Source organism: Streptomyces sp. ISL-99 (genome assembly GCF_018614005.1).
Taxonomy (GTDB): domain Bacteria; phylum Actinomycetota; class Actinomycetes; order Streptomycetales; family Streptomycetaceae; genus Streptomyces; species Streptomyces flavidovirens.
In genome coordinates this window covers 40,551-60,122 of record NZ_JAGGPC010000006.1, presented here as the reverse complement: position 1 = coordinate 60,122, position 19,572 = coordinate 40,551, and the positions used below count along the sequence as shown (strand labels likewise).

At 69.5% G+C, this 19,572-nt stretch carries 12 protein-coding genes; 8 read left to right on the top strand and 4 right to left on the bottom strand.

The features are described from left to right. The first annotated feature begins 392 nt into the window (after nucleotides 1-392). Both drmD and J7E91_RS03710 read left to right on the top strand, forming a co-directional pair. Nucleotides 393-3,671 (top strand): DISARM system SNF2-like helicase DrmD, encoded by a 3,279-nt coding sequence (drmD, locus tag J7E91_RS03715; protein WP_214899088.1) that lies wholly within the window; start codon nucleotides 393-395, stop codon nucleotides 3,669-3,671. Continuing rightward, nucleotides 3,671-7,789 (top strand): Eco57I restriction-modification methylase domain-containing protein, encoded by a 4,119-nt coding sequence (locus tag J7E91_RS03710; protein WP_214899086.1) that lies wholly within the window; start codon nucleotides 3,671-3,673, stop codon nucleotides 7,787-7,789. The genes drmD and J7E91_RS03710 overlap by 1 nt, the downstream gene beginning before the upstream one ends. Nucleotides 7,790-7,841: 52 nt before the next feature. Here J7E91_RS03710 and J7E91_RS03705 read toward each other — a convergent pair whose 3' ends face one another. After that, nucleotides 7,842-8,048 carry a DUF397 domain-containing protein gene (locus tag J7E91_RS03705; RefSeq protein ID WP_214899084.1) on the bottom strand — a complete coding sequence of 69 codons (207 nt, stop codon included), beginning with the start codon at nucleotides 8,046-8,048 and terminating at the stop codon, nucleotides 7,842-7,844. Beyond that, nucleotides 8,045-8,914 carry a helix-turn-helix transcriptional regulator gene (locus tag J7E91_RS03700; protein ID WP_214899207.1) on the bottom strand — a complete coding sequence of 290 codons (870 nt, stop codon included), beginning with the start codon at nucleotides 8,912-8,914 and terminating at the stop codon, nucleotides 8,045-8,047. The genes J7E91_RS03705 and J7E91_RS03700 overlap by 4 nt, the downstream gene beginning before the upstream one ends. 138 nt (nucleotides 8,915-9,052) lie before the next feature. Between J7E91_RS03700 and J7E91_RS03695 the strand changes: the two genes are divergently transcribed. The 3 genes from J7E91_RS03695 (at nucleotide 9,053) to J7E91_RS03685 (ending at nucleotide 11,358) form a co-directional block, all read left to right on the top strand. Continuing rightward, nucleotides 9,053-9,463 (top strand): ATP-binding protein, encoded by a 411-nt coding sequence (locus tag J7E91_RS03695; protein WP_214899082.1) that lies wholly within the window; start codon nucleotides 9,053-9,055, stop codon nucleotides 9,461-9,463. 295 nt (nucleotides 9,464-9,758) lie between these two features. Then, nucleotides 9,759-10,721 (top strand): helix-turn-helix domain-containing protein, encoded by a 963-nt coding sequence (locus J7E91_RS03690; protein ID WP_214899205.1) that lies wholly within the window; start codon nucleotides 9,759-9,761, stop codon nucleotides 10,719-10,721. Nucleotides 10,722-10,770: 49 nt separating this feature from the next. Continuing rightward, complete coding sequence (locus tag J7E91_RS03685) at nucleotides 10,771-11,358, top strand: Uma2 family endonuclease (protein WP_214899080.1); 588 nt, start codon at nucleotides 10,771-10,773, stop codon at nucleotides 11,356-11,358. A gap of 18 nt (nucleotides 11,359-11,376) precedes the next feature. Here the strand turns inward: J7E91_RS03685 and J7E91_RS03680 are convergent, their stop codons facing one another. Both J7E91_RS03680 and J7E91_RS03675 read right to left on the bottom strand, forming a co-directional pair. Beyond that, nucleotides 11,377-12,558: a hypothetical protein gene (locus tag J7E91_RS03680; RefSeq protein WP_214899079.1), complete on the bottom strand. Its 1,182-nt coding sequence runs from the start codon at nucleotides 12,556-12,558 to the stop codon at nucleotides 11,377-11,379. Beyond that, nucleotides 12,555-13,178 carry a DUF4365 domain-containing protein gene (locus J7E91_RS03675; protein WP_214899078.1) on the bottom strand — a complete coding sequence of 208 codons (624 nt, stop codon included), beginning with the start codon at nucleotides 13,176-13,178 and terminating at the stop codon, nucleotides 12,555-12,557. Before J7E91_RS03675 ends, J7E91_RS03680 begins: the two co-directional genes overlap by 4 nt. Nucleotides 13,179-13,365: 187 nt before the next feature. Between J7E91_RS03675 and drmA the strand changes: the two genes are divergently transcribed. Genes drmA through drmC form a run of 3 tightly spaced genes read left to right on the top strand, consistent with a single transcriptional unit; the run spans nucleotide 13,366 to nucleotide 19,564 of the window. Further along, nucleotides 13,366-16,971, top strand: a complete 3,606-nt coding sequence (gene drmA, locus J7E91_RS03670; RefSeq protein WP_214899077.1) for a DISARM system helicase DrmA — start codon at nucleotides 13,366-13,368, stop codon at nucleotides 16,969-16,971. Beyond that, complete coding sequence (drmB, locus tag J7E91_RS03665) at nucleotides 16,968-18,827, top strand: DUF1998 domain-containing protein (RefSeq protein ID WP_214899076.1); 1,860 nt, start codon at nucleotides 16,968-16,970, stop codon at nucleotides 18,825-18,827. The genes drmA and drmB overlap by 4 nt, the downstream gene beginning before the upstream one ends. Continuing rightward, the gene (gene drmC / locus J7E91_RS03660) at nucleotides 18,824-19,564 is read left to right on the top strand and encodes a DISARM system phospholipase D-like protein DrmC (protein WP_214899075.1); all 741 of its coding nucleotides are present in this window, start codon (nucleotides 18,824-18,826) and stop codon (nucleotides 19,562-19,564) included. The genes drmB and drmC overlap by 4 nt, the downstream gene beginning before the upstream one ends. Nucleotides 19,565-19,572 lie beyond the last annotated feature (8 nt).

Genomic DNA, 19,572 nt, shown 5'->3' with positions numbered 1-19,572 from the left:
CCTGCAGTAGGGGATGCGGTCCGCGACCGCAAGCCGAGGGCAGAACACCCACCGGGTGCCTGGTATCAGCCCCGCTCACGCTTCCCGAAAGATTCCCGTACGTCCGCCCCAGCGCTGCCCGGAGGGGCAGTTAGGGCGACGAGTACTGTGGGACTCGCTTCCGGTCCTCCCGACGGGAGGCGCGCAGCATCGGCACTCAACCGAGCAACCCCGACAGTCTGCCATATGGGGCACACCGCGCGCCAATCAAGCCGGAGACACTACCGCATGAGTCGCTCACAAGATCTGCACCATTAAGCACATTGGTCGCGCCCGCGCCCGTAAGCTTCCCGGACGGTGTGACAGTGCGGCGCACGGGTGGTCCGCCGCCGATGAGAGCGGGTGTGCGGCTGATGACGGACGTGACCTTACGGACTGACCGGTCCGGAACCGAGCCCGAGGCGGCGGAGGCCGAGGCCCGGATCGAGCCGGCGGTCCCGGCTCACGGCCAGCTCGTGACCGTACGCAACCGCCAATGGGTAGTGACAGAGGTCACCCGCTCGTCGGTCGCCGGGGAAGACCCCGCCCGTATCGCCGACACCTCTGCCCCGCATCTCGTCGCGCTCGTCTCCGTCGAGGACGACGCCCGCGACGAGGAGCTGCGGGTGGTGTGGGAGCTGGAGCAGGGAGCGGTCGTCCACAACCAGTACACGCTGCCCTCCCCCACCGCGGGAATCGACGCCCCCGACAGGTTGGACGCCTTCCTGGACGCGGTCCGCTGGGGCGCCATCGCCTCCGCCGACAAGACCGCCCTGCAGGCACCGTTCCGTTCCGGCGTGGAGATCCAGGAGTACCAGCTCGACCCGGTCGTACGGGCCCTGTCCATGCCCCGTACGAACCTGCTGATCGCCGACGACGTCGGTCTGGGCAAGACCGTCGAGGCCGGCCTGGTCATGCAAGAGCTCATGCTCCGCCACCGCGCCCGCACGATGCTGATCGTCTGCCCCGCCGGGCTCACGCTCCAGTGGCAGGACGAGATGCGGGACAAGTTCGGCCTGGACTTCCGGATCGTGAACAGCACTCTGCTGCGCGAGCTGCGCCGCTCCCGCGGCCTGTACACCAATCCGTGGACGCACTACCCGCGCCTGATCGTCTCCGTGGACTGGCTGAAGCGCGAGCGGCCGATGCGGATGCTCCGCGATCTCCTCCCCGAAATCCCGGAGTACCCGAGGAAGTTCGACCTGCTCGTCGTCGACGAGGTGCACACCTGCGCGCCTTCCGGCACGGGAAAGTACGCCGTCGATTCGCAGCGCACCAAGGCCATCCGCGCCCTCGCTCCGCATTGCGAGCACCGGCTCTTCCTCTCGGCGACGCCTCACAACGGCTTCCTCGAGTCCTTCACCGCACTGCTCGAACTGCTGGACGATCACCGCTTCGCGCGCGGCGTGAAGCCGTCCGACGAGCAGCTGCGCCGCGTGATGGTGCGCCGCCTCAAGTCCGAACTGCCGCCGACGTGGGACGGCAAGCCGCGCTTCCCCAGGCGGGTGCCCCACGCGCTGGAGGTCCGGTACGCCGACGAGGCCCGCGCGGCGTACGGAAAGCTGTCGGCGTACGCCCGCTCCCGGCGCGAGGGCGGCGGGAACAACGCCGCGCGGACCGCCTCCGACTTCGTCACGACGCTGCTGAAGAAGCGGTTCCTGTCCTCCCCCAAGGCATTCGCGGAGACCATCGACGTCCACCTGGCGACGATGACCAAGGGGCCTGTCGCGGAGCAGGCTCCGAGCGAGAAGGTACTTCGTCCGCTCATCGACCGGGTCGAGGAGACCTCGGAGAGCGACGAGACGCACGCGGAGGCCGCGGAGCGCGCCCTGACCGCCGTACGGCAGGCGTCGCGGACCCTCACCGCCGAGGAGCACACACAGCTGAAGGAGCTGTCCGCGTGGGCGCGGGAGGCGGCCCGGCGGCCCGACGCGAAGTTCTCGGCGTTCCGCGCCTGGCTGGATCCCATCGTGTGCAAGAAGGGCCCGGCGGGTGACTGGGAGCCGGACCGGGTGATCGTCTTCACTGAGTACCGCGACACCCAGCGCTGGCTGTACGACCGGCTGATCACCGCCGGGTATCCGAAAGAGCGCATCTCCGAGCTGTACGGCGGCCAGAAGCCGGAGGAGCGCGAGCACATCAAGACGGTGTTCCAGGAGCACCCGGACCTCTCTCCCGTCCGCATCCTGCTCGCCACCGATGCCGCCAGCGAGGGCATCAATCTCCAGGCCCACTGCCACCGGCTCCTCCACTGGGAGATCCCGTGGAACCCCAACCGCCTGGAGCAGCGCAACGGCCGCATCGACCGCCACGGCCAGCGGGCCGACCGGGTCGACGTCCACCACTTCGTCCCGGAGGGCTGGCAGGGCTTCACAGCCGCCGACGCCACGGACGCGGACCCGGAATCGCAGCACGCCGACGGCACCCTTGAGGACGAGTTGCACTTTCTCGCCGTCGCCGCCCGCAAGACCGAGCAGATCCGTGAGGACCTGGGCAGCGCCGGCGAGGTCATCGCCGCCCAGGTCGAGCAGAAGATGCTGGGCCGCCGCTCGGACTGGACCACCGCCGACGCGGAGATCAGCAAGCGGTCGGGACGGGCCGTCCTCAAGGTCGACCGGGATCTCGCCCGCGAGCTGGAGAAGCTGGTCGCCGAGCTGGCGGGCAGCCGCGACGCCCTGCACCTGACACCCGGGACGGTCGAGCGTGTGGTGCGTACGGCGCTCCAGCTGGCCCACCGCAAGGACCTGACCGAGGTCCCGGACCCCGACCCGGACGCGCCCAAGGACGGCGGCGCCCGCTGCTTCCGGCTCCCGGAACTGCCCGGCGCCTGGGCGCACGCCCGCAACGACGGCCTGCGCCACCCGCTGACCGGCCGGGAGCGCCCCGTCGTCTTCGACGAACGCGACGCCAGGCGTCGCACGGACGTCGTCCTGCTGCACCTCGGCCACCGGCTCGTCCAGATGTGCCTGCGGCTGCTGCGCGCCGAGCTGTGGTCGGGCGGCCGGGAAGCCAAGCTGTCCCGCGTCACAGCAAAGGTCGTCCCGGGTGATCTGCTGCGTACGCCCGCCGTGATCGCCCACGGCCGCGTCGTCATCTCCGGCCGCGGCGGCGCCCGCCTGCACGAGGAGATCATCACCGCGGGCGGTGCGATCACGGGCGGCAAGCTGGGGTCGGCCCGCCAGGACGAACTCGACGCCTGGCTGGCCGCCGCGACCGACGAGCTGCCCGACGAGGCCGTGACTGGCCGGCTCACGGAGCTGTGGGCTCCGCACCTGGAGGAGCGCCTTTCGCGCGCCCTGCGCACCCGGGCGAACACCAAGTTCCGGTCCGTGGAGACCCTGCTCGCCAAGCGGTGCGAACAGGAAGTCGACGGCGTACGGAAGGTGCTCGCCGAGCTGGAGCGCTCCATCCGTGAGCGGCTCGACGACGACGCACACTGGGAGCAGGGCTCCCTCTTCGACATCGACGACGAACGCCGCCAGCTGCGTGCCGACCGCGAGGCGCTGCGCGAGCGCCTGCGCGCCATCCCCGCCCTCGTCACGTCCGAGACCGACGCTCTGCGCAGCCGGTGGGCGGACCCGACCCCGCGCTGGTTCCCCGTCGCCGTCACCTTCCTCGTTCCGTCCGCCCTCGCCCGTGGAGACCGTCACTGATGCCGCCCGCCGCCCGCCGCCGCCCCGCCCTCCACGGGCACATCCCTACCCCGGCCGAGCAGCACGAGGAGTGGCTGCGGCTGCTGCGCCCCGACGGGCCGTTCGTATCGCTGCCGGTCCTCACCGAGGTCTTCCCGCAGGGCCTGGACACCGTCCCCGACGAGACCCGGGCCCGCATCCGCCAGGCCTGGGAAGAGGTCCAGGAGGACCCGGCCCTCCTCGGCCACGGCTGGGAGCGGCTGATCCTCGGCGAGCTGCTCGGCTGGACGCCCGGTCTGCGCGAGGGCGCCGCCCTGCCCGAGACCCTGCGCGCCGGGGCGAACACCCCCGACGCCACCCTCCTCGGCCCCTCCCCCGAGGGGCTTCGGCCCCGGGTGCTGTTCTTCCGTACGCCCGGCTGGGGCGACTCCCTGACCCGCGCCAAGGGCGACACGTCATCGCTGGTCGACCGGGCCGCCGACCTCGCCCGGTGGCGCGAGGTACCGCTGGCCCTGGTGACCAACGGCCGCGAGTGGGCGCTCGTGCACGCCCGCCCGAAGGAGGCCACCACCTTCGCGGTCTTCGACGCCGACCTGTGGCTGGAAGAGCCGCTGCTGCTGCGGTCGTTCACGAGCCTCCTGCACGCCCGCCGCGCCGCGCTGCCTCCACGCGACGCGAAGGGTCAGCACTCCGCGTCGCTGGCCGCGCTCTTCGCCCGTACCGCCGATCAGCAGGCCGACGTCACCGACACCCTCGGCAAGCAGGTCCGCGCGGCCGTCGCCCTGCTCGTCGCCGAACTCTCCCGCCTGGACCGCGAGTCGGGCGGCGAACTGCTCGCCGGCGCGGATGGCAAGCCGGTGTACGACAGCGCGCTGACGGTCATGATGCGGCTGGTCTTCCTCCTGTACGCCGAGGAACAGCGGCTGCTGCCCGCCGACGACCGCCTGTACGCCGAGTCGTACGCCGTGGGTCCGCTCCACGACGCCCTGGACGCCGAACGCTCCCTGCACGGCGGCGAGCTCGGCGACCGCCGCGCCGCCGCCTGGCCGCGGCTGCTCGCCGTCTTCGCCGCGATCCACGGCGGCTCGACCCACGACGAGCTGTGGATCCCCGCGTACGGCGGCTCGCTCTTCGACCCGTCCCGCTTCCCGTGGCTGGCGGGAGCGAAGGTCACCGACCGGGTCGTGTACGAGATCCTCGACGCGCTGCTGACCCTGCGGCGCAAGGGCTCGGGCCGCGAGGCCCTGTCGTACAAGGGCCTCGATGTCGAGCAGATCGGCCATGTGTACGAGGGCCTGCTTGAGTACGGCTGCGCGCGCGCCCAGCAGCCTTACCTGGGCGTGGTGCTCGGCCGGGACGGTCAGTACGAGGCGGTGCTGCCGCTGGCCGATCTGGAGGAGTGGGCGGAAGCGGGGGTTCTTGAACGCGAGCTGAAGGAGGCGACCGGGGTCACTTCTGTCGCGCAGCTCCGGAAGGCGCTGGACGCCCCTGGCGCGGTCACCGCCGAGCTGGACGCGGCCTGCGACAACGACGAGGAGCTGGCGGGCCGGGTCGCGCCGTTCGCCGGGCTGGTGGGCGACGATCTGCGCGGGGCGCCGATGGTGTTTCCGGCGGGCTCCATGGTGATGGTGCGGTCGGGCAACCGCCGCAACACGGGTACGCACTACACCCCGAAGGCGCTGGCCGAGGAAGTCGTCGAGCACACCCTGGCACCGCTGTGCTTCTCGCCGGGTCCGGCGCAGGGTGCGGCGGTGGGGGTGTGGCAGGCGAAGTCGGCCGAGGAACTGCTGAAGCTGCGCGTCCTGGACCCGGCGATGGGGTCGGGCGCGTTCCTGGTCTCCGCGTGCCGGTACCTGTCCGACCGGGTGGTCGAGGCGTGGCTGCGCGACGGGCTGCCGGACGAGGTCCGGCGGGACGTGGGCGAGGACGACCGGGACGAGCTGTTGCGGGTGGCGCGGCGGCTGGTGGCCGACCGGTGCCTGTACGGGGTCGACCGCGACCCCATGGCGGTGGAGCTGGCGAAGCTCTCGCTGTGGCTGGTGACGCTGGCGAAGGGCCGGCCGTTCTCGTTCCTCGATCACGCGCTGCGGTCCGGGGATTCGCTGGTGGGCGTCATCGACGTGGAGCAGATCAAGGCGTTCCACCTGGAGTCGGGGGCGCGGCAGCTGAGCCCGGAGGTGTCGCGGGCGCTGGAGGTGACGGAGTCACTGCTGTCGGAGGCGGCGGAACTGCGGCGGGAGATCGAGGCCACGCCGGTCCATGACATCCGGAGCGTCCACGCCAAGACGGAGAAGCTGCGCGAGGCGGAGTCTCTGGCGGAGCGGCTGCGGCTGGCCGCCGATGCGGTGGTGGGGGCGGCGCTGGCGGCGGAGGGCATCGACGACGACGAGGCGTCCGCGTTGTCCGGCGAGGAGAAGGTGGGCGGCAAGCGGGGGGCGGCGCAGTTCCGTGACGCGAAGGAAAGCGCGAAGGAACGCGCTTACCGGAACCGGCTGGAGTCGGTGGCGGGGCTGGTCGCGACCGCGCTGGAGGAGGAGCGCGCCGACGACGGCAGCTGGGCGGAGCCCGGGTCGTCGTTCGCGGGGCAGAAGGCGCGGGCGATCGTGGACCGGTGGCTGACGGGCGAACGGGTTGCGGCGGTGCGGCCGTTGCATTGGCCATTGGAGTTTCCGGAGGTTCTGGGTGCAGGCACTGAAGCCGGCTTCGATGCTGTAGTGGGCAATCCGCCGTTCAGCGGAGGCCAGAAGCTCACCGGTAATCTTGGTACGGACTATCGCGAGTACCTGGTCAACCGACTCGGTACCGGGGTACGCGGCAGCGCCGACCTATCCGCATACTTCCTATTGCGGAACCTGAGACTGGCATATGGCCGCCGCACTGGAATCATCGCGACGAACACGATCGCTCAGGGAAAAACTCGAGGCGTCGGCTTGGAGCAGGCGGCAAGCGCTGGTTGGGAGATCTACCGCGCAGTCAAGTCGCAGCGCTGGCCCGGGTCGGCCTCCCTTGAGGTGTCTCTTCTGTGGCTCGGACCATCCTGCGTAGATGAACCCCGGATCCTTGACGGCAAGAAAGTCAATGGGATCACTCCAGGGCTGGACGCACGGTCGCGGATGAGTGGGTCGCCGTACCAACTGGCCGCTAACGAGGGAAAGTCGTTTCAGGGATCGAATGTCCTCGGAGACGGCTTCACCGTGACTCGGGAGGCCGCCCTCGAGTTGATTGACGAAGATATTCGCAACAAGGACGTACTCTTCCCGTACCTGAATGGTGACGACCTCAACCAGCGAACGGATCAGTCCGCCAGCCGCTGGATTATCTACTTCCGAAACTGGTCGCGCGACAAAGCGCAACAATACGCCGCACCCTTCGAGATTATCGAGCAGAAGGTGAGGCCGCAGCGCGCCAAGAACAAGGACAGGAAGCGTCGCGAAATTTGGTGGCAATTCACGCGACCAACGATTGCCCTATATGACGCGATCAAACACCTGGACCGAGTACTGGTTATCGCACAGAGCAGCAGCACACAATGGCCCAGCCTCGTCGACGTACGCCAAGTTTTTGACCAGAAGCTTGTCGTCTTCAAGGACAGCACTTACGCGGATCTGGCTTTCCGGAGCAGCGAGATCCACTACTGGTGGACCGTGAAGCAAGGCGCAACACTCAAGGCCGATCTCGTTTACACACCAACCACCTGCTGCGCAACGCTCCCTTTGCCAACTTGGGACGCCGACTTGGAATGCCTTGGGGAACAGCTAGAGTCAGCACGGAAAAACGTGAGTCTCAGCTTGACCTCAATGTCCCACGCTTTCCATAATCCTAACGATCAATCTCCCGAAATCTCGCGGTTGCGCGAGGTGCACGTCCGGATCGACGAGGCTGTTGCCGCAGCTTTCAACTGGGACAGAATCCATCTCGATCACGGCTTTCACGAGACGCGTCGCGGAATCCGATTCACTATCCGTCCCGACGCCCAGGCAAAGTTTTTGGATAACCTCCTCGAGCTGAACCACGCTCGTCACAAGGAGGAGCAGGAGGCCGGGCTGCACCTGCCGGGAGCAAAGAAAAAGGCCGCCCCGAAGCGGAAGCCCAAGGCTGAGCCGAAACCGGAGGACGGCATCCAGGACGGGTTCTTCTGACAGCAACGCGCCCTACCCCGTGATCCACGGGGTAGGGCGCGAATGGTTTGGATCAGCTCCCGGACGCGTACGCCACGAAGTCCGCCCATGCGTCCGCCGCGAACCCGAGCTGCGGGCCCTGCACGTTCTTGGAGTCGCGGACGCACACCGCGCCGAAGGCCGACGCCACCTCAACGCAGTCGTTGTTGTTGCTGCCGCTGTAGCTGCTCTTGAACCACTCCAGCTCGGAATCGTTCCCGGCAGAGGGCTTGCGGGTCATGTCTCTCCCAGCACTTTTTCGATGAAGGCCCGCGACTCCCGTGGGCTGAGAGCCTGGGCCCGGATGATCCCATACCGCAGCTCCAGGACCTGCACCTCTTTCGGATCGGAGACAACACGGCTGGTGAGCTGCGCCTCAGCGTGCCCCACCGCCGACCCGTCCTTGAGCTTCAGCAGTTGCACCTCACCGCCCATCCCCGCGTGGTCCTCGCGGTCCGTCGGCATTACCTGAATCTCGACATGCCGCAACTGGCCGACTTCCAAAAGGCGTTCGAGCTGCGCACGCAGGACCATTCTGCCCCCGATCGGGCGCCGGAGTGTGACCTCTTCCTGGACAAAGGTGAGTGTGGCGAGCGGGGTCCGGTCGAAGATGGACTGCCGCGCCATGCGAGCCGACACGTACCGGTCGAGGTCGTCCGAGGAGAGGGCGGGCCGCCGTACACCGAACAGCGCCCGCGCGTACTCCTCCGTCTGCAACAGCCCGTGCATGTTGTGGTTGCCGTACGCGCCAAGCTCGACCGCCTCCCCCTCCAGCTTCGCCAGATCCCGAACCTTCTTCGGATACCTGGCCTCCTCCACGTCCTTCTTCATCGCCGAGATCCGGCCCCCCGCCCCCAGCACCTCATCCGCCTTGTCCAGGTACTCCGGCTTCGGGATGCGCCGCCCCCGCTCCACCGCCGAGACCATCTCCTCGCCGTACCCGATCGCCGCGCCGAACTCCCCCTGCCGCAGCCCCGCCGCCTCGCGCCACAGTTTCAGCTGCCGGCCGACCGCCTTGATCACCGCGCCGGAGTCGTCCTCCAGGCCGGGGTCCCAGCCGGGGCCGTCCGCCCCGTCCGTCGTGTAGTCCGTACCGCCGCCGCCCATGCGAGCCACCCACTTCCGACGTACCCCCGCGCCTGACGCCGTACTGGCCGGACAAGATCCGGACCCCACCCGGACAGTCACTGTCCGTACAGGCGTCGTCGCTGTTCAGCGTAGGCGTATCCGGCCACGCTGAGTGATGTGAATCGAGAAATCACCCAAACCAAGCTCGGTACGCGCCAGTTCGCCGTCCAGCTCTCCGCCACCCGCCGTGGCGCCCGGCTGGCCCGGCTGCTCGCGACCGAGCAGCTGCGTTCCTGGGGGCTTCCCATGGAGGACGCCGCCCACATCGTCGCCGAGCTGGCCTCGAACGCCACGACGCACGGTCACGCACCGGGGCGGGACTTCCGCCTCATGCTCGCCGTCACCGCCACGGAAACGCTCCGTATCGAGGTGACCGACGCGCGCGGCGACCGGCTGCCGGCCGCACAGGAGCCCGGGGACACCGAGTCGGGGCGCGGGCTGCTGCTCGTCGACGCGCTCGCCGACCGGTGGGGCGTCACGCCCGGGCCCGTACCGTGCAAGACGGTGTGGGCCGAGATCGCCCTCTGAGCCGGGGCGGGCTCGCGTGTCACCCACTTCACCGGGTCACGGTGTGCCGCGACCCGGTGAGCCGCGTCGCGGCGTGGCACGACATCTAAAACTCTCAATCCCCGGGAGCAAAAACCCCTCCCAACCCCACCAGCCTCCCCGTCACCCACACGGGTGGCGTTCGACAACTGGACTGGATTTACGAGTGCTTGGCGGGCATATGCTCGCCGCGACAACCCCACACATGCGACGGCCCCCGGCCGGGACTGGCATCCCGAACGAGGGCCTGACCACCGAGGAAGCAGAGACCTTCCCGATGGATGTTCAGCACCTTAGCGCGCCCCCGCGCGCCTCGTCCGGCGTTCCCCGGGCCGCCGCCCGTTCCGGTTCCGGCGTCGTGCACGCCAACACCCGGCACACCAGCCGCTACACCGTCGTCGGCAACCACCTCACCCAGCACCGCGAGCTGACCCTCGTCGCGATCGGTCTCGCCGCGCACATCCAGTCGCTGCCCGCCGGGGCCCGCATCGGCATCAAGTGCCTCGCCGACCGCTTCCCGGAGAGCGAGGCACGCATCGCCGCCGCCCTGCGCGAGCTGGAGGCGCACGGCTACCTGGAGCGCACCCGGGAGCGGCTGCCGAACGGCCGGATCGTCACGCACACAGTGTCGTACAACCAGCCGGAGCCGAGCCGCCCCGCCCGCGCTCCGAAGCCCGCGCCGCAACGGCCCGCACCCCCGGCCCGGCGCCCGAAGGCATCCCCACCCCGGCCCGCCCCGGCCGACGTACGCCCGCTCCCAGCGGAGTCGGCACCGGCGCCCACACCGGCCCCCGAGCCCGAACCGGTGCCCGCGCCGGAACCCGCACCCCAACCCCACCGCGTCCCCCCGCCTCTCCCCGAGCCCCGCACCCCGGACCCGGCGCGCCACCGCGTCGCCGCCGCGCTGCTCGCGGACCTGCGCCGGGACGACCCGCGCCTGCTGCTCGCCGAACGGGACGTAGAGCGCCTCGCGCCCGCCGTCGCCGCCTGGCTGGAACGCGGGGCCGCCCCCCAGGCCGTACGCGGCGCCATGACCGCGAACCTCCCCGAGCCGCCACGCCACCCGGCGGCCCTGCTCGCGCACCGCCTCACCGCGCTGCTGCCACCGCCCCTGCCACCCGCACCGAGGGTCGTACGGCCGGACCCGTTCCAGACGTGCGAGGACTGCGACCGGGCTTTCCGCGCCCCGGAACCGGGCCGCTGCCGTGACTGCCGACCCGGTATTCCCGGGGCCACCTAGCATGGCGGTGACGACCCTTACCCCTGGCCACAGACGAGGAGCGACCGCCATGACCATCGCCCCGGACGACGCACGGCGAGACGGCCACCTGTACCAGGTGATGCGGGAGTTCGTTCAGTCCATGGACGACACCCTTCCCGGCAAGTTCGAGATCACCAAGGAAGGGATCGTCCACGACATGATGTCGCCCGCCAAGCCGCACGAGCTCACCACGCTGCGCGTGCGGAGGCGTCTTGAGAAGGTCCTGCCGGAGGAGCTCGTGGCTCACACGGGAACCCCGGACGTCGAAGAGGCGGCCGAGGGCATCATGCGTCATCCCGACGTGATGGTGATCGCCGAGGCGGACATGGAGGGGGAGGGGTCCTTCGACCCCCGTACGCTCATCGCCGCCATCGAGGTCGTGTCACGGTCCAATCCGGACAACGACTGGGTGAGCAAGATGCGGGACTACCCCTTGCTGGGCATTCCCGTGTACGTGATCTTCGATCCGCGTACCGGATCGGGCACGGTGCTCTCCGAAATCCACTCGACCCCGGGCGGCCCCCGCTACGCGACCCGGAAGGACTTCGTCTACGGCGAGGACGTCACCATCGGCGAGTGGACGATCTCGACGGAGCAGCTGCCCCGCTACCCGTAGCGCTGAGCACCGCCCGCGTCAGTCGGCGTCGTACACATGCCGGACCGTGAACCCGGTGACCGGTTCCAGACGGGCGTGCCCGCCCCGCATGACCACGTCGCCGCGGACCGTCACCTCGTGGCCCTCGCGGTGCGCGAAGGTCGCCCGCGAGTAGTCGTCCTGCTCCAGGACCATGCGGTAGCGGCGCGGGCGGCGGCCCTCCTCGCCGTCGGTGGCGCCCAGGACGGTGGCCTCGCCGGGGCCGTACGGGAGGGAGCGGTCGAGGCGTACGACGGTGCCGTTCACGAAGGCGTCACGCTGACCGAGACGCGCCCGCAGATCCTTCGCGCCGGCCTCGAGGGCTGGGATGAGGAGGGTCGGGATGGAGACGGGGGGTGTCTCCTGTTCCACCGGCAGCTCGCCCGACCAGGCCCAGCTCAGCTCGTATGTCCTGCGTTCCTCGCCCGAGATGCGTACCAGCGCCTCACAGAGGTTCGCGGACACGCCGGCGGACGCGTACTGGGCGAAGTCGTCCAGGCTGTCCTCCTCGAGCGTGCGTTTCGCGGCTTGGTAAGCGCACAGGACACCGGCGTACAGACGGCGTGAAACCAACCGCTCGAATGGCTCACGGCGGGATTCGTCGGCGAAATCGTCGAAGATCAGCTCGCTCTGCGGCGGGGGCTCGGGCAAGGGCGTGTGTGCCGCGATGACGTAGCTGCCGACCCGGGTCTGGTCGAGACGTACCGAGGAGACGAAGTCCTTGACCCGCTGGGGTTTCTGCGACGGCTGGACCGGCTGCGGCTCCGGGGCGAGAGCCGCTGCGGCGGCTGCGGTCATCAGCTCTTTGAGGCCGGTGAGAGCAGGGACCAGATCCACCAGGGGGGCGGTGCCGGAGGGGCCGGGCGGAAGGAGGCGCAAATACTGCCAGTCGGCGGGCGGCAGCGCGATCTCGCGCAGTACGTCGCCGGGCCGGCGGGCCTCCACGGCGGACAGCGTCTCCAGGACGTCGGCCACACGGTCGCCGTAGTCGCGCGGCCGGCGGTCCAGCGGCACCATCACCTCGTACGGTAAGGCCGGATCGTCAGGGACGGGCAGCACCCACAATTGGCCACGGCCGTAGTCACGCAGCGGAGACCAGCCACGGCCCCGCAGATAGCGCAGAAGGGCATGGGGAGCCAGCTCGGCCGCGCGGTCGAACTCCGCGTCGGAGATGACGGTCATGACGCCTCCAGTTTGTCGCGGAACTCGGGACCGAATAAGCCGTGCAAGGTCTGGACCGTCAGCAGGTTCGCCTTCGGTACAGGCACCGTGAAGGTGCTGTCTTTGGGGCGGCCTTCCAGCGGTGCGCTGTCATGGAAACATGCCCAGTAGGCGGCGTAACGCAACAGCAGTCCGTCGTGGCCCGCCTGGACCCATGTGCTCTCGTCCCCAGGGACGACCACCAGAAAGAGGAAGCGGGGTTCGTACCAGTCGCGGCCGGAGAGCAGATTGAAGTTGTGGACCCTCAAGGGGTAGCGCCAGCTGTCCCCCGCGTCCTCGGGGCGGTTCCAGCACTTCACCTGGGCCAGGATCTTCGGGTGTCTCCTGGTGCCGCCGCGGCCCGGATAGGTCAACTCCCAGTCGATGCCCAGGCGATCGCGGGACTGCGACACATTGAGGTTGGCGGCGTTGGCCAGGGTCTGTACGAACTGCTCGCCGAACGCGCCCTTGTGGCCGTTGTCGCCCATCGTCACGGGTTCGAGCCACGGCTGCGCCTGGGCCGGTTCGGCGGGCTGCGGGATGTCCGGCCCCGAGGGGTGAGGAAGAGCGGTGGGGTCGGCCTGGACGTCCTTGCCGCTCACACCGCTCTGTAACGGGAGGCCCTGGTAACTGCCCCTCGCCGGACGCTCCTTCATCCGTACCCCCGCGTCGCCCCGTGCTTGCCAGGTGGCACACAGTAGCTGCGGGTCCGCGCTGAGCAAAGACGTTGATCACTTTCCGTGCCAAAGACCCTGCCCGTTGTCAGCGGGCGGCTCTATCGTGAGCCCCGTGAGCCAGCAGAGCACTTCCACATCCGCGGCCGGCGGGACCGGGGCCGAGTCGGTCCTCGGCACGCCCACCCCCCAGCAGCTCCGCGACGAGCTCGCGGAGCTCGTCGTCAAGGATCTGCTCGGTCCGATCGGTGGCGAGGAGGAGGAGCTCGCCGGCAACCCGGCCGACCACTACATCATCGGTCGCCTCGCCCCCGGTGGTGTCGCGTTCGAGGGGCGCGTCAGGCTCGCCGGAATGCCGGTCGAGCCTGCCACGTTCGACGAGGCGGTGATCGCGGGAGTACCCGACGCCGAGGAGGGCGACCCGGACCCGGACTCGCCCAACGTGCCGAGCCTTCAGCCCTCGTCCCTAGGGCTCACCATCCGCGTCGACGGGTCGGTGGACGAGCTGCGAGTGCGCTGCTCGTGGGCGCGATACGAACCGGGGGTCTCGAAGGACCCCGAATACACGGGGCCTCGGGTCTGGCACCGGACTGCCTACGCCGGAGCCGTGACCGTCAAGCTCCTGGAGGACGGGCTCATCGAAGCGCGGCCGGTACTGGCGGAAAGCTTTCCCGGTGTCGTCGTACGCGGCCGGGCCCGGCGGCACGAGGGTGACTGGCTCGTCTCTCTCTTCCTCGTGAACGGTCAGGAGGACAAGAGGGAGCTGGGCTCGCGGAACTGGCTTTTCCAGGCCGGCCTGACCGTCAGTGGCCTCCCGGGCACCGCGCCCTTCCTGCCCCGGCGTACCACCGTCAGGTCCGGCAGCGATCCGAGCGAGCAGGCCGAGCGGCGATCACTGGCGATGGCGTACCGGTTCATGCCGGAGTTCGCGGTGGGCCACGGCACCGGAGTGCGGGCCGAGGCAAGTCCCGATGACGCGATGCGAGCTGTCGAGATCGCCACGGCCGCCGCGCCCTCGTACGAGATCCCGCATACCGACGTACCCGACCCGCGCGGCGAGCACGATCAGGATCTGACCGAGCTGCACGGCCTCGTACTGGACATGAAAGCCCTCGCGGAGCTGGAGCCGACGGGACTGCGGGACGCGCTGCTTCCGCTCGTCGATGGCTACCGCGCCTGGATCGGGCGTACGGAACAGACCATCGGTGATCCGGCCGCCCGTCTCGACGGGTACGAGAGCGAAGCACGCGCGAATCTGGAACGCGCCGGCCAGACCGCCGACCGCATTGAGGCGGGCATCCTCCTGCTGACCGAAGGCCCCGCCCTCGACGCCTTCCGGTTCGCCAACCGCGCCATGTGGCAACAGCGCGTGCACACCATCGCGGCGGCCCGCCGTCGTGCCGACCAGGACGTGCCACTGGACACCGCGTTCGCGGACGCCGACGTGCCGAAGAACCGCAGTTGGCGTCCCTTCCAGCTTGCCTTCCTGCTGCTCAACCTGCCGTCGCTGGCCGACCCGGGGCACGCTGAGCGGGTCGACAGCAGGCAGGCCCTCGCCGACCTGCTGTGGTTCCCCACCGGTGGCGGCAAGACTGAGGCGTACCTCGGTCTCACCGCGTTCACGCTCGCGATACGGCGCCGTATGCCCGGCCTCGGCGGACTGGACGCCGAGCACGGCGTCGCTGTCCTCATGCGCTACACACTGCGGCTCCTCACCATCCAGCAGTTCCAGCGTGCCGCCGCCCTCATCTGCGCCTGCGAGACCATCCGCCGGGCCGACCCCACCCTGTGGGGCACGGCTCCCTTCCGCATCGGGCTGTGGGTGGGCGGCGGTGTCACGCCCAACACCACCGACCAGGCGAACGTCTGGCTCAAGGACCGCCGCAAGGACAAGGGGCGTGGCAGGCGCGGGCGCTCCGGCTCCCCGCATCAGCTCACCAGCTGCCCTTGGTGCGGCACGAAACTGGACGCGGGCCGTGACATCACCGTCGACACCACCTTGCGCCGCACCTTCATCACCTGCCCCGACGTCTTCTCCTGCCCCTTCGGGGAAGGCGCCTTCGACGTCGCCGCGGACGAGCGGGGGCTGCCTGTGCTCGTCGTCGACGAAGAGATCTACCGGCTGCCGCCCAGCCTCGTCATCGCCACCGTCGACAAGTTCGCCCAGCTTCCCTGGAAGGGCGAGACCCAGGCTCTCTTCGGCCAGGTGTCCAAGCGCTGCACGCGCCACGGTTATGTCACCGCCGACGCCGTCGACAGCGAATGGGAGCGACCGGGCCACCCGGCACACGGCAACCACCCCGCGGCCCGAACGGTCGAGGCGCGGCGCATGCGCCCGCCGGACCTCATCGTCCAGGACGAGCTGCACCTGATCTCGGGGCCGCTCGGCTCGCTCACCGGTCTGTACGAAGCCGCCATCGACCGGCTGGCGACCTGGGACATCGAGCCGGGCCGCGCCGTGCGTCCCAAGGTCATCGCGTCCACCGCCACGGTCCGCCGCGCCGAACGGCAGATCAATGACCTGTTCAGCCGCAGAACCGCTGTGTTCCCGCCCCCTGGGCTCACCGCGGACGACAACTTCTTCGCACGCCGAAGGTCCACGGACGTCAAGGCCGGCCGCCGGTACGTCGGCATCTGCGCCCAGGGCGTGCGGACGAAGTCGGTGGCCATCCGGGTGTACGTCGCACAACTCGGCGCCGCCGAACTGCTCCATCAGAGGTACGGACGCAGCGAGGTCACCGACCCGTACATGACCCTCGTCGGCTACTTCAACAGCCTCCGCGACCTGGGAGGGATGCGCCGGCTGGTCGAGGACGACGTCTCGACCCGGCTCACCCGGGTCGACCGCCGCGGCCTCGCCGTCCGCTACCTCGGGGAGCCCGCCGAGCTCACCTCCCGGATGTCGTCGGACGCCATCCCCGACATCCTGGAGAAGCTGGAACTCGGCTTCGCAGGGCCGAAGAAGAAGGGCGCCGCGCGCCCCATCGACGTACTGCTGGCCACCAACATGATCGCCGTGGGCGTGGATGTGTCGCGGCTCGGCGTGATGGTCGTCAACAACCAGCCCAAGTCGACGGCCGAGTACATCCAGGCCACCAGCCGCGTCGGACGCCGGGATCCCGGTCTCGTCTTCACCGTTCTCAACTGGGCCCGTCCTCGGGACCTATCGCATTACGAGACGTTCGAGTCCTTCCACGCGACCATCTACCAGCACGTGGAGGCTCTTTCGGTGACCCCCTTCGCGGAGCGGGCCGTCGACCGCGGCCTCACCGGCGTGCTCGCCGCGCTCGTCCGCAACCTGAAGCAGGAGTACAACGGCAACCGGGGAGCCCAGTTCTTCGACGTACGCGGCGAGCTCGCCGACCACGTCGTGCGCTCTCTCCAGCGGCGCGCCGAAGACATCACCGAGGACCGCCGGACCGGCTCCGACCTCGGGACGCGCCTCGGGCAACGTCTCGACTACTGGGAGCGCCGCAGGAAGACGCCCGCCGCCGTACTCGGCTACCGGGCCGCCCGGCGCCAGGGAGACGTCACTCCGCTATTGAAAGAGCCCGACGGCAGCCGCTGGCAGCTGATGACCTGTCCTACATCGCTGCGCGAAGTGGAGCCGCCCGTGCGGCTGATGTTCGTCGGTGATGTGGGGCAGGACCTCGCCGCCGAACCACCGTTCGTTCCTCGCCCGCAGACCGACACCGACGACGACCACTGGGAGAAGCCGTGAACGCACCGGCCAACGGACCGCTGCGGGTGGGCGAGCTCCGGCCCAGCCAGCTCCTGCATACCTACGGCGTGGGCTCGGTCACCGACCTGCCCAACCTGTCCACGATGGTGCTCGGCCTCGACCACTGGGATCTCGTGCAGGCAAAGGCTCTCACCGAGGACCGCCTGCTCGCCGCTGTACGCCGCCGACTGGGTGCCCAGGTCACCACCCTGCGCACCCCGCCGTACCTCCAGGAGACCGCCGACCCCTTCGGGGACTGGGCCAAGGTCGGTGTGCCGGTGGCGCTTTTTCCCCGCTGGCTGCGCTGCTCCCGCGAGCAGTGCAACATCCTGTCGCCTGCTTCCTCCGGTCTGTTCGAGCTGGACGCACAGTACTTCCGTCCGGAGAACACCCGGTACGTGCATAAGGAATGCTTCGGCACAGGCCGCAGCAGGCCCACCGCGCTCCCCGCCCGCTTCCTCATCGCCTGCCCCTCCGGGCACATGGACGACTTCCCTTGGCAGTACTTCGTTCACCGGGGAGCGGCCGCCGCGGACAATTGCACTCTGTCCCTGATCGAGCGCGGCACCACCGGCGAGGCTGCCAATGTCTTCGTGCGGTGCACCTGCCCGGGCGTCAACGCCCGCTCCATGGCCGAAGCCATGGGCAAGCGCGGTGAACAGGAACTGCCCGCCTGCCGCGGCCACCACCCTCATCTGGGCACCTTCGCAGACTGCGGTGAGAAGGTCCGTACGATCGCGCTCGGCGCCACCAACAGCTGGTTCGCATCACAGCTAAGAGTCTTCAGCCTTCCCCGGGCAGAGGAGCCACTGGCTCAGGCCGTACGTGAGCACTGGCGCTCCCTGCAACCGCTTGCCGCCATCCCGGTGGAAGCCGCCAAGATGCTGCTGCCGACCCAGGCGTGCTGGCCGGAGCTGGAGCAGTACGGCGTGGACGCCGTGTGGAAGGCCGTCACGGCGGAGGCCGCCACGAGCGCGCTTCCTCTTGCGGATCAAGTGGCCGAGGATGACGAGTTCGACCTGGCCACTCCCGAGTGGGAGGCCTTTACCGCTCCCCACCGCCACGAGCTGCCCGACTTCACGACCGAACCCGAGAGGGTCCCCGCCAGCGCCTCCGGCTGGCTGGAACGAGTCGTTCTCGTGCAACGGCTGCGTGAAGTCTCCGCTCTGACCGGGTTCACCCGCATCGACGCCCCAGAGTGGATGCCCCAGGACGACGATCCAGCCATGCAGGCCGCATCCCTCACCAGAGAACCGCCGACCTGGGTGCCCTGCGCGGAACTGCGGGGTGAGGGCGTCTTTCTCGCCTTCCGGGAGGAGCTTCTGGCCGAGTGGGAGAAGCGACCGGAAGTCAGCGCCCGCGACAGGGTGCTCAGAGCAGCACACCGGACGTGGTGCCTGGCCCGGGGGATCGAGCCGCAGTGGCCCGGCATCCGATACGTACTCCTCCATACCTTCGCCCATGTCCTGATCCGCGGCTTCGCACTGGAGTGCGGATACGGCGCCTCCGGCATAGCAGAACGCATCTACGCGCGGTCCGGAAAACAGCCCATGGCCGGCATCCTCCTCTACACCGCGGCCCCGGACAGCGAAGGCACCCTCGGCGGACTGGTCTCTCTCGGCCGCAGGGCAAGGCTCGGCCCTGTGATCGACCAGGCACTTGAGGAGGCCCGGCTGTGCAGTTCCGACCCGATGTGCGCGGAGCACGACCCCCGCGTGCACGGCCGGTTGCACGGCGCGGCCTGCCATGCCTGTCTCTTCGCGGCTGAGACCTCCTGCGAACGGGGCAACCACTACCTGGACCGCGCCCTGCTGGTCGAGACCCTCGCCGGGGACCTCGGCGCGTTCCTGCCGTGACCGGCCGTCTGCCCGCCCTCCTCGCCGAGCTGGGCGGGAGGCTTCCGCCCGACCGGCTGTCTGACTGGCAGCGCCTCCTGCAAGCTGCCAAGGGCCCGACAGACCCGGTTCTTGACCAGTGGACCGCCGCCAGTCCGGCCGCCGGTCTCGCACAGCAATGGGGCGCGATACGACAGGCATGGCGGGAGGAGGCTCCCGGGCTACCCGGATCGGGCATCGCCCTTGCCCTCGCTGCCGTGACGGCGGCTGCAGGACCGGATGTGCAACCGGTCGAACTAGTGGTGAGCGGCCCGGCAAGCCCCGCAGTGCCCATCCGGCTCACCAGCGGAATCGCAGTAGAGGTCATACGGTCTGCCGAGGAATCGCTGCTCATCGCAAGCTTCGCCGCCTACGGGATCGCACAGATAGTAAGGGAACTCCGCGAGGCCCAGAGGCGGGGCGTTCGAATCGACTTGCTGCTGGAAGAGTCAACAGCGGCAGTCAAAGCCTTCGCCCCGCTCCTAGGCGACGTCCGAATATGGCACCGGTCAGACGGCCCAGGTGCCGGCGCTCTCCATGCCAAACTGATCGCCGCCGACCGTCACACCGCTCTGCTCGGCAGTGCCAACCTCACCGATCGGGCCCTCCACGAGAACATCGAAATCGGTGTGGTGCTGCGCGATCCGCCGACGGTGAGCCGCTTGGTCGATCACTTCCGCTGGCTTATCGGCAAAGACGGTTCGCTGCGCCCAGTTTGAACGTTGCT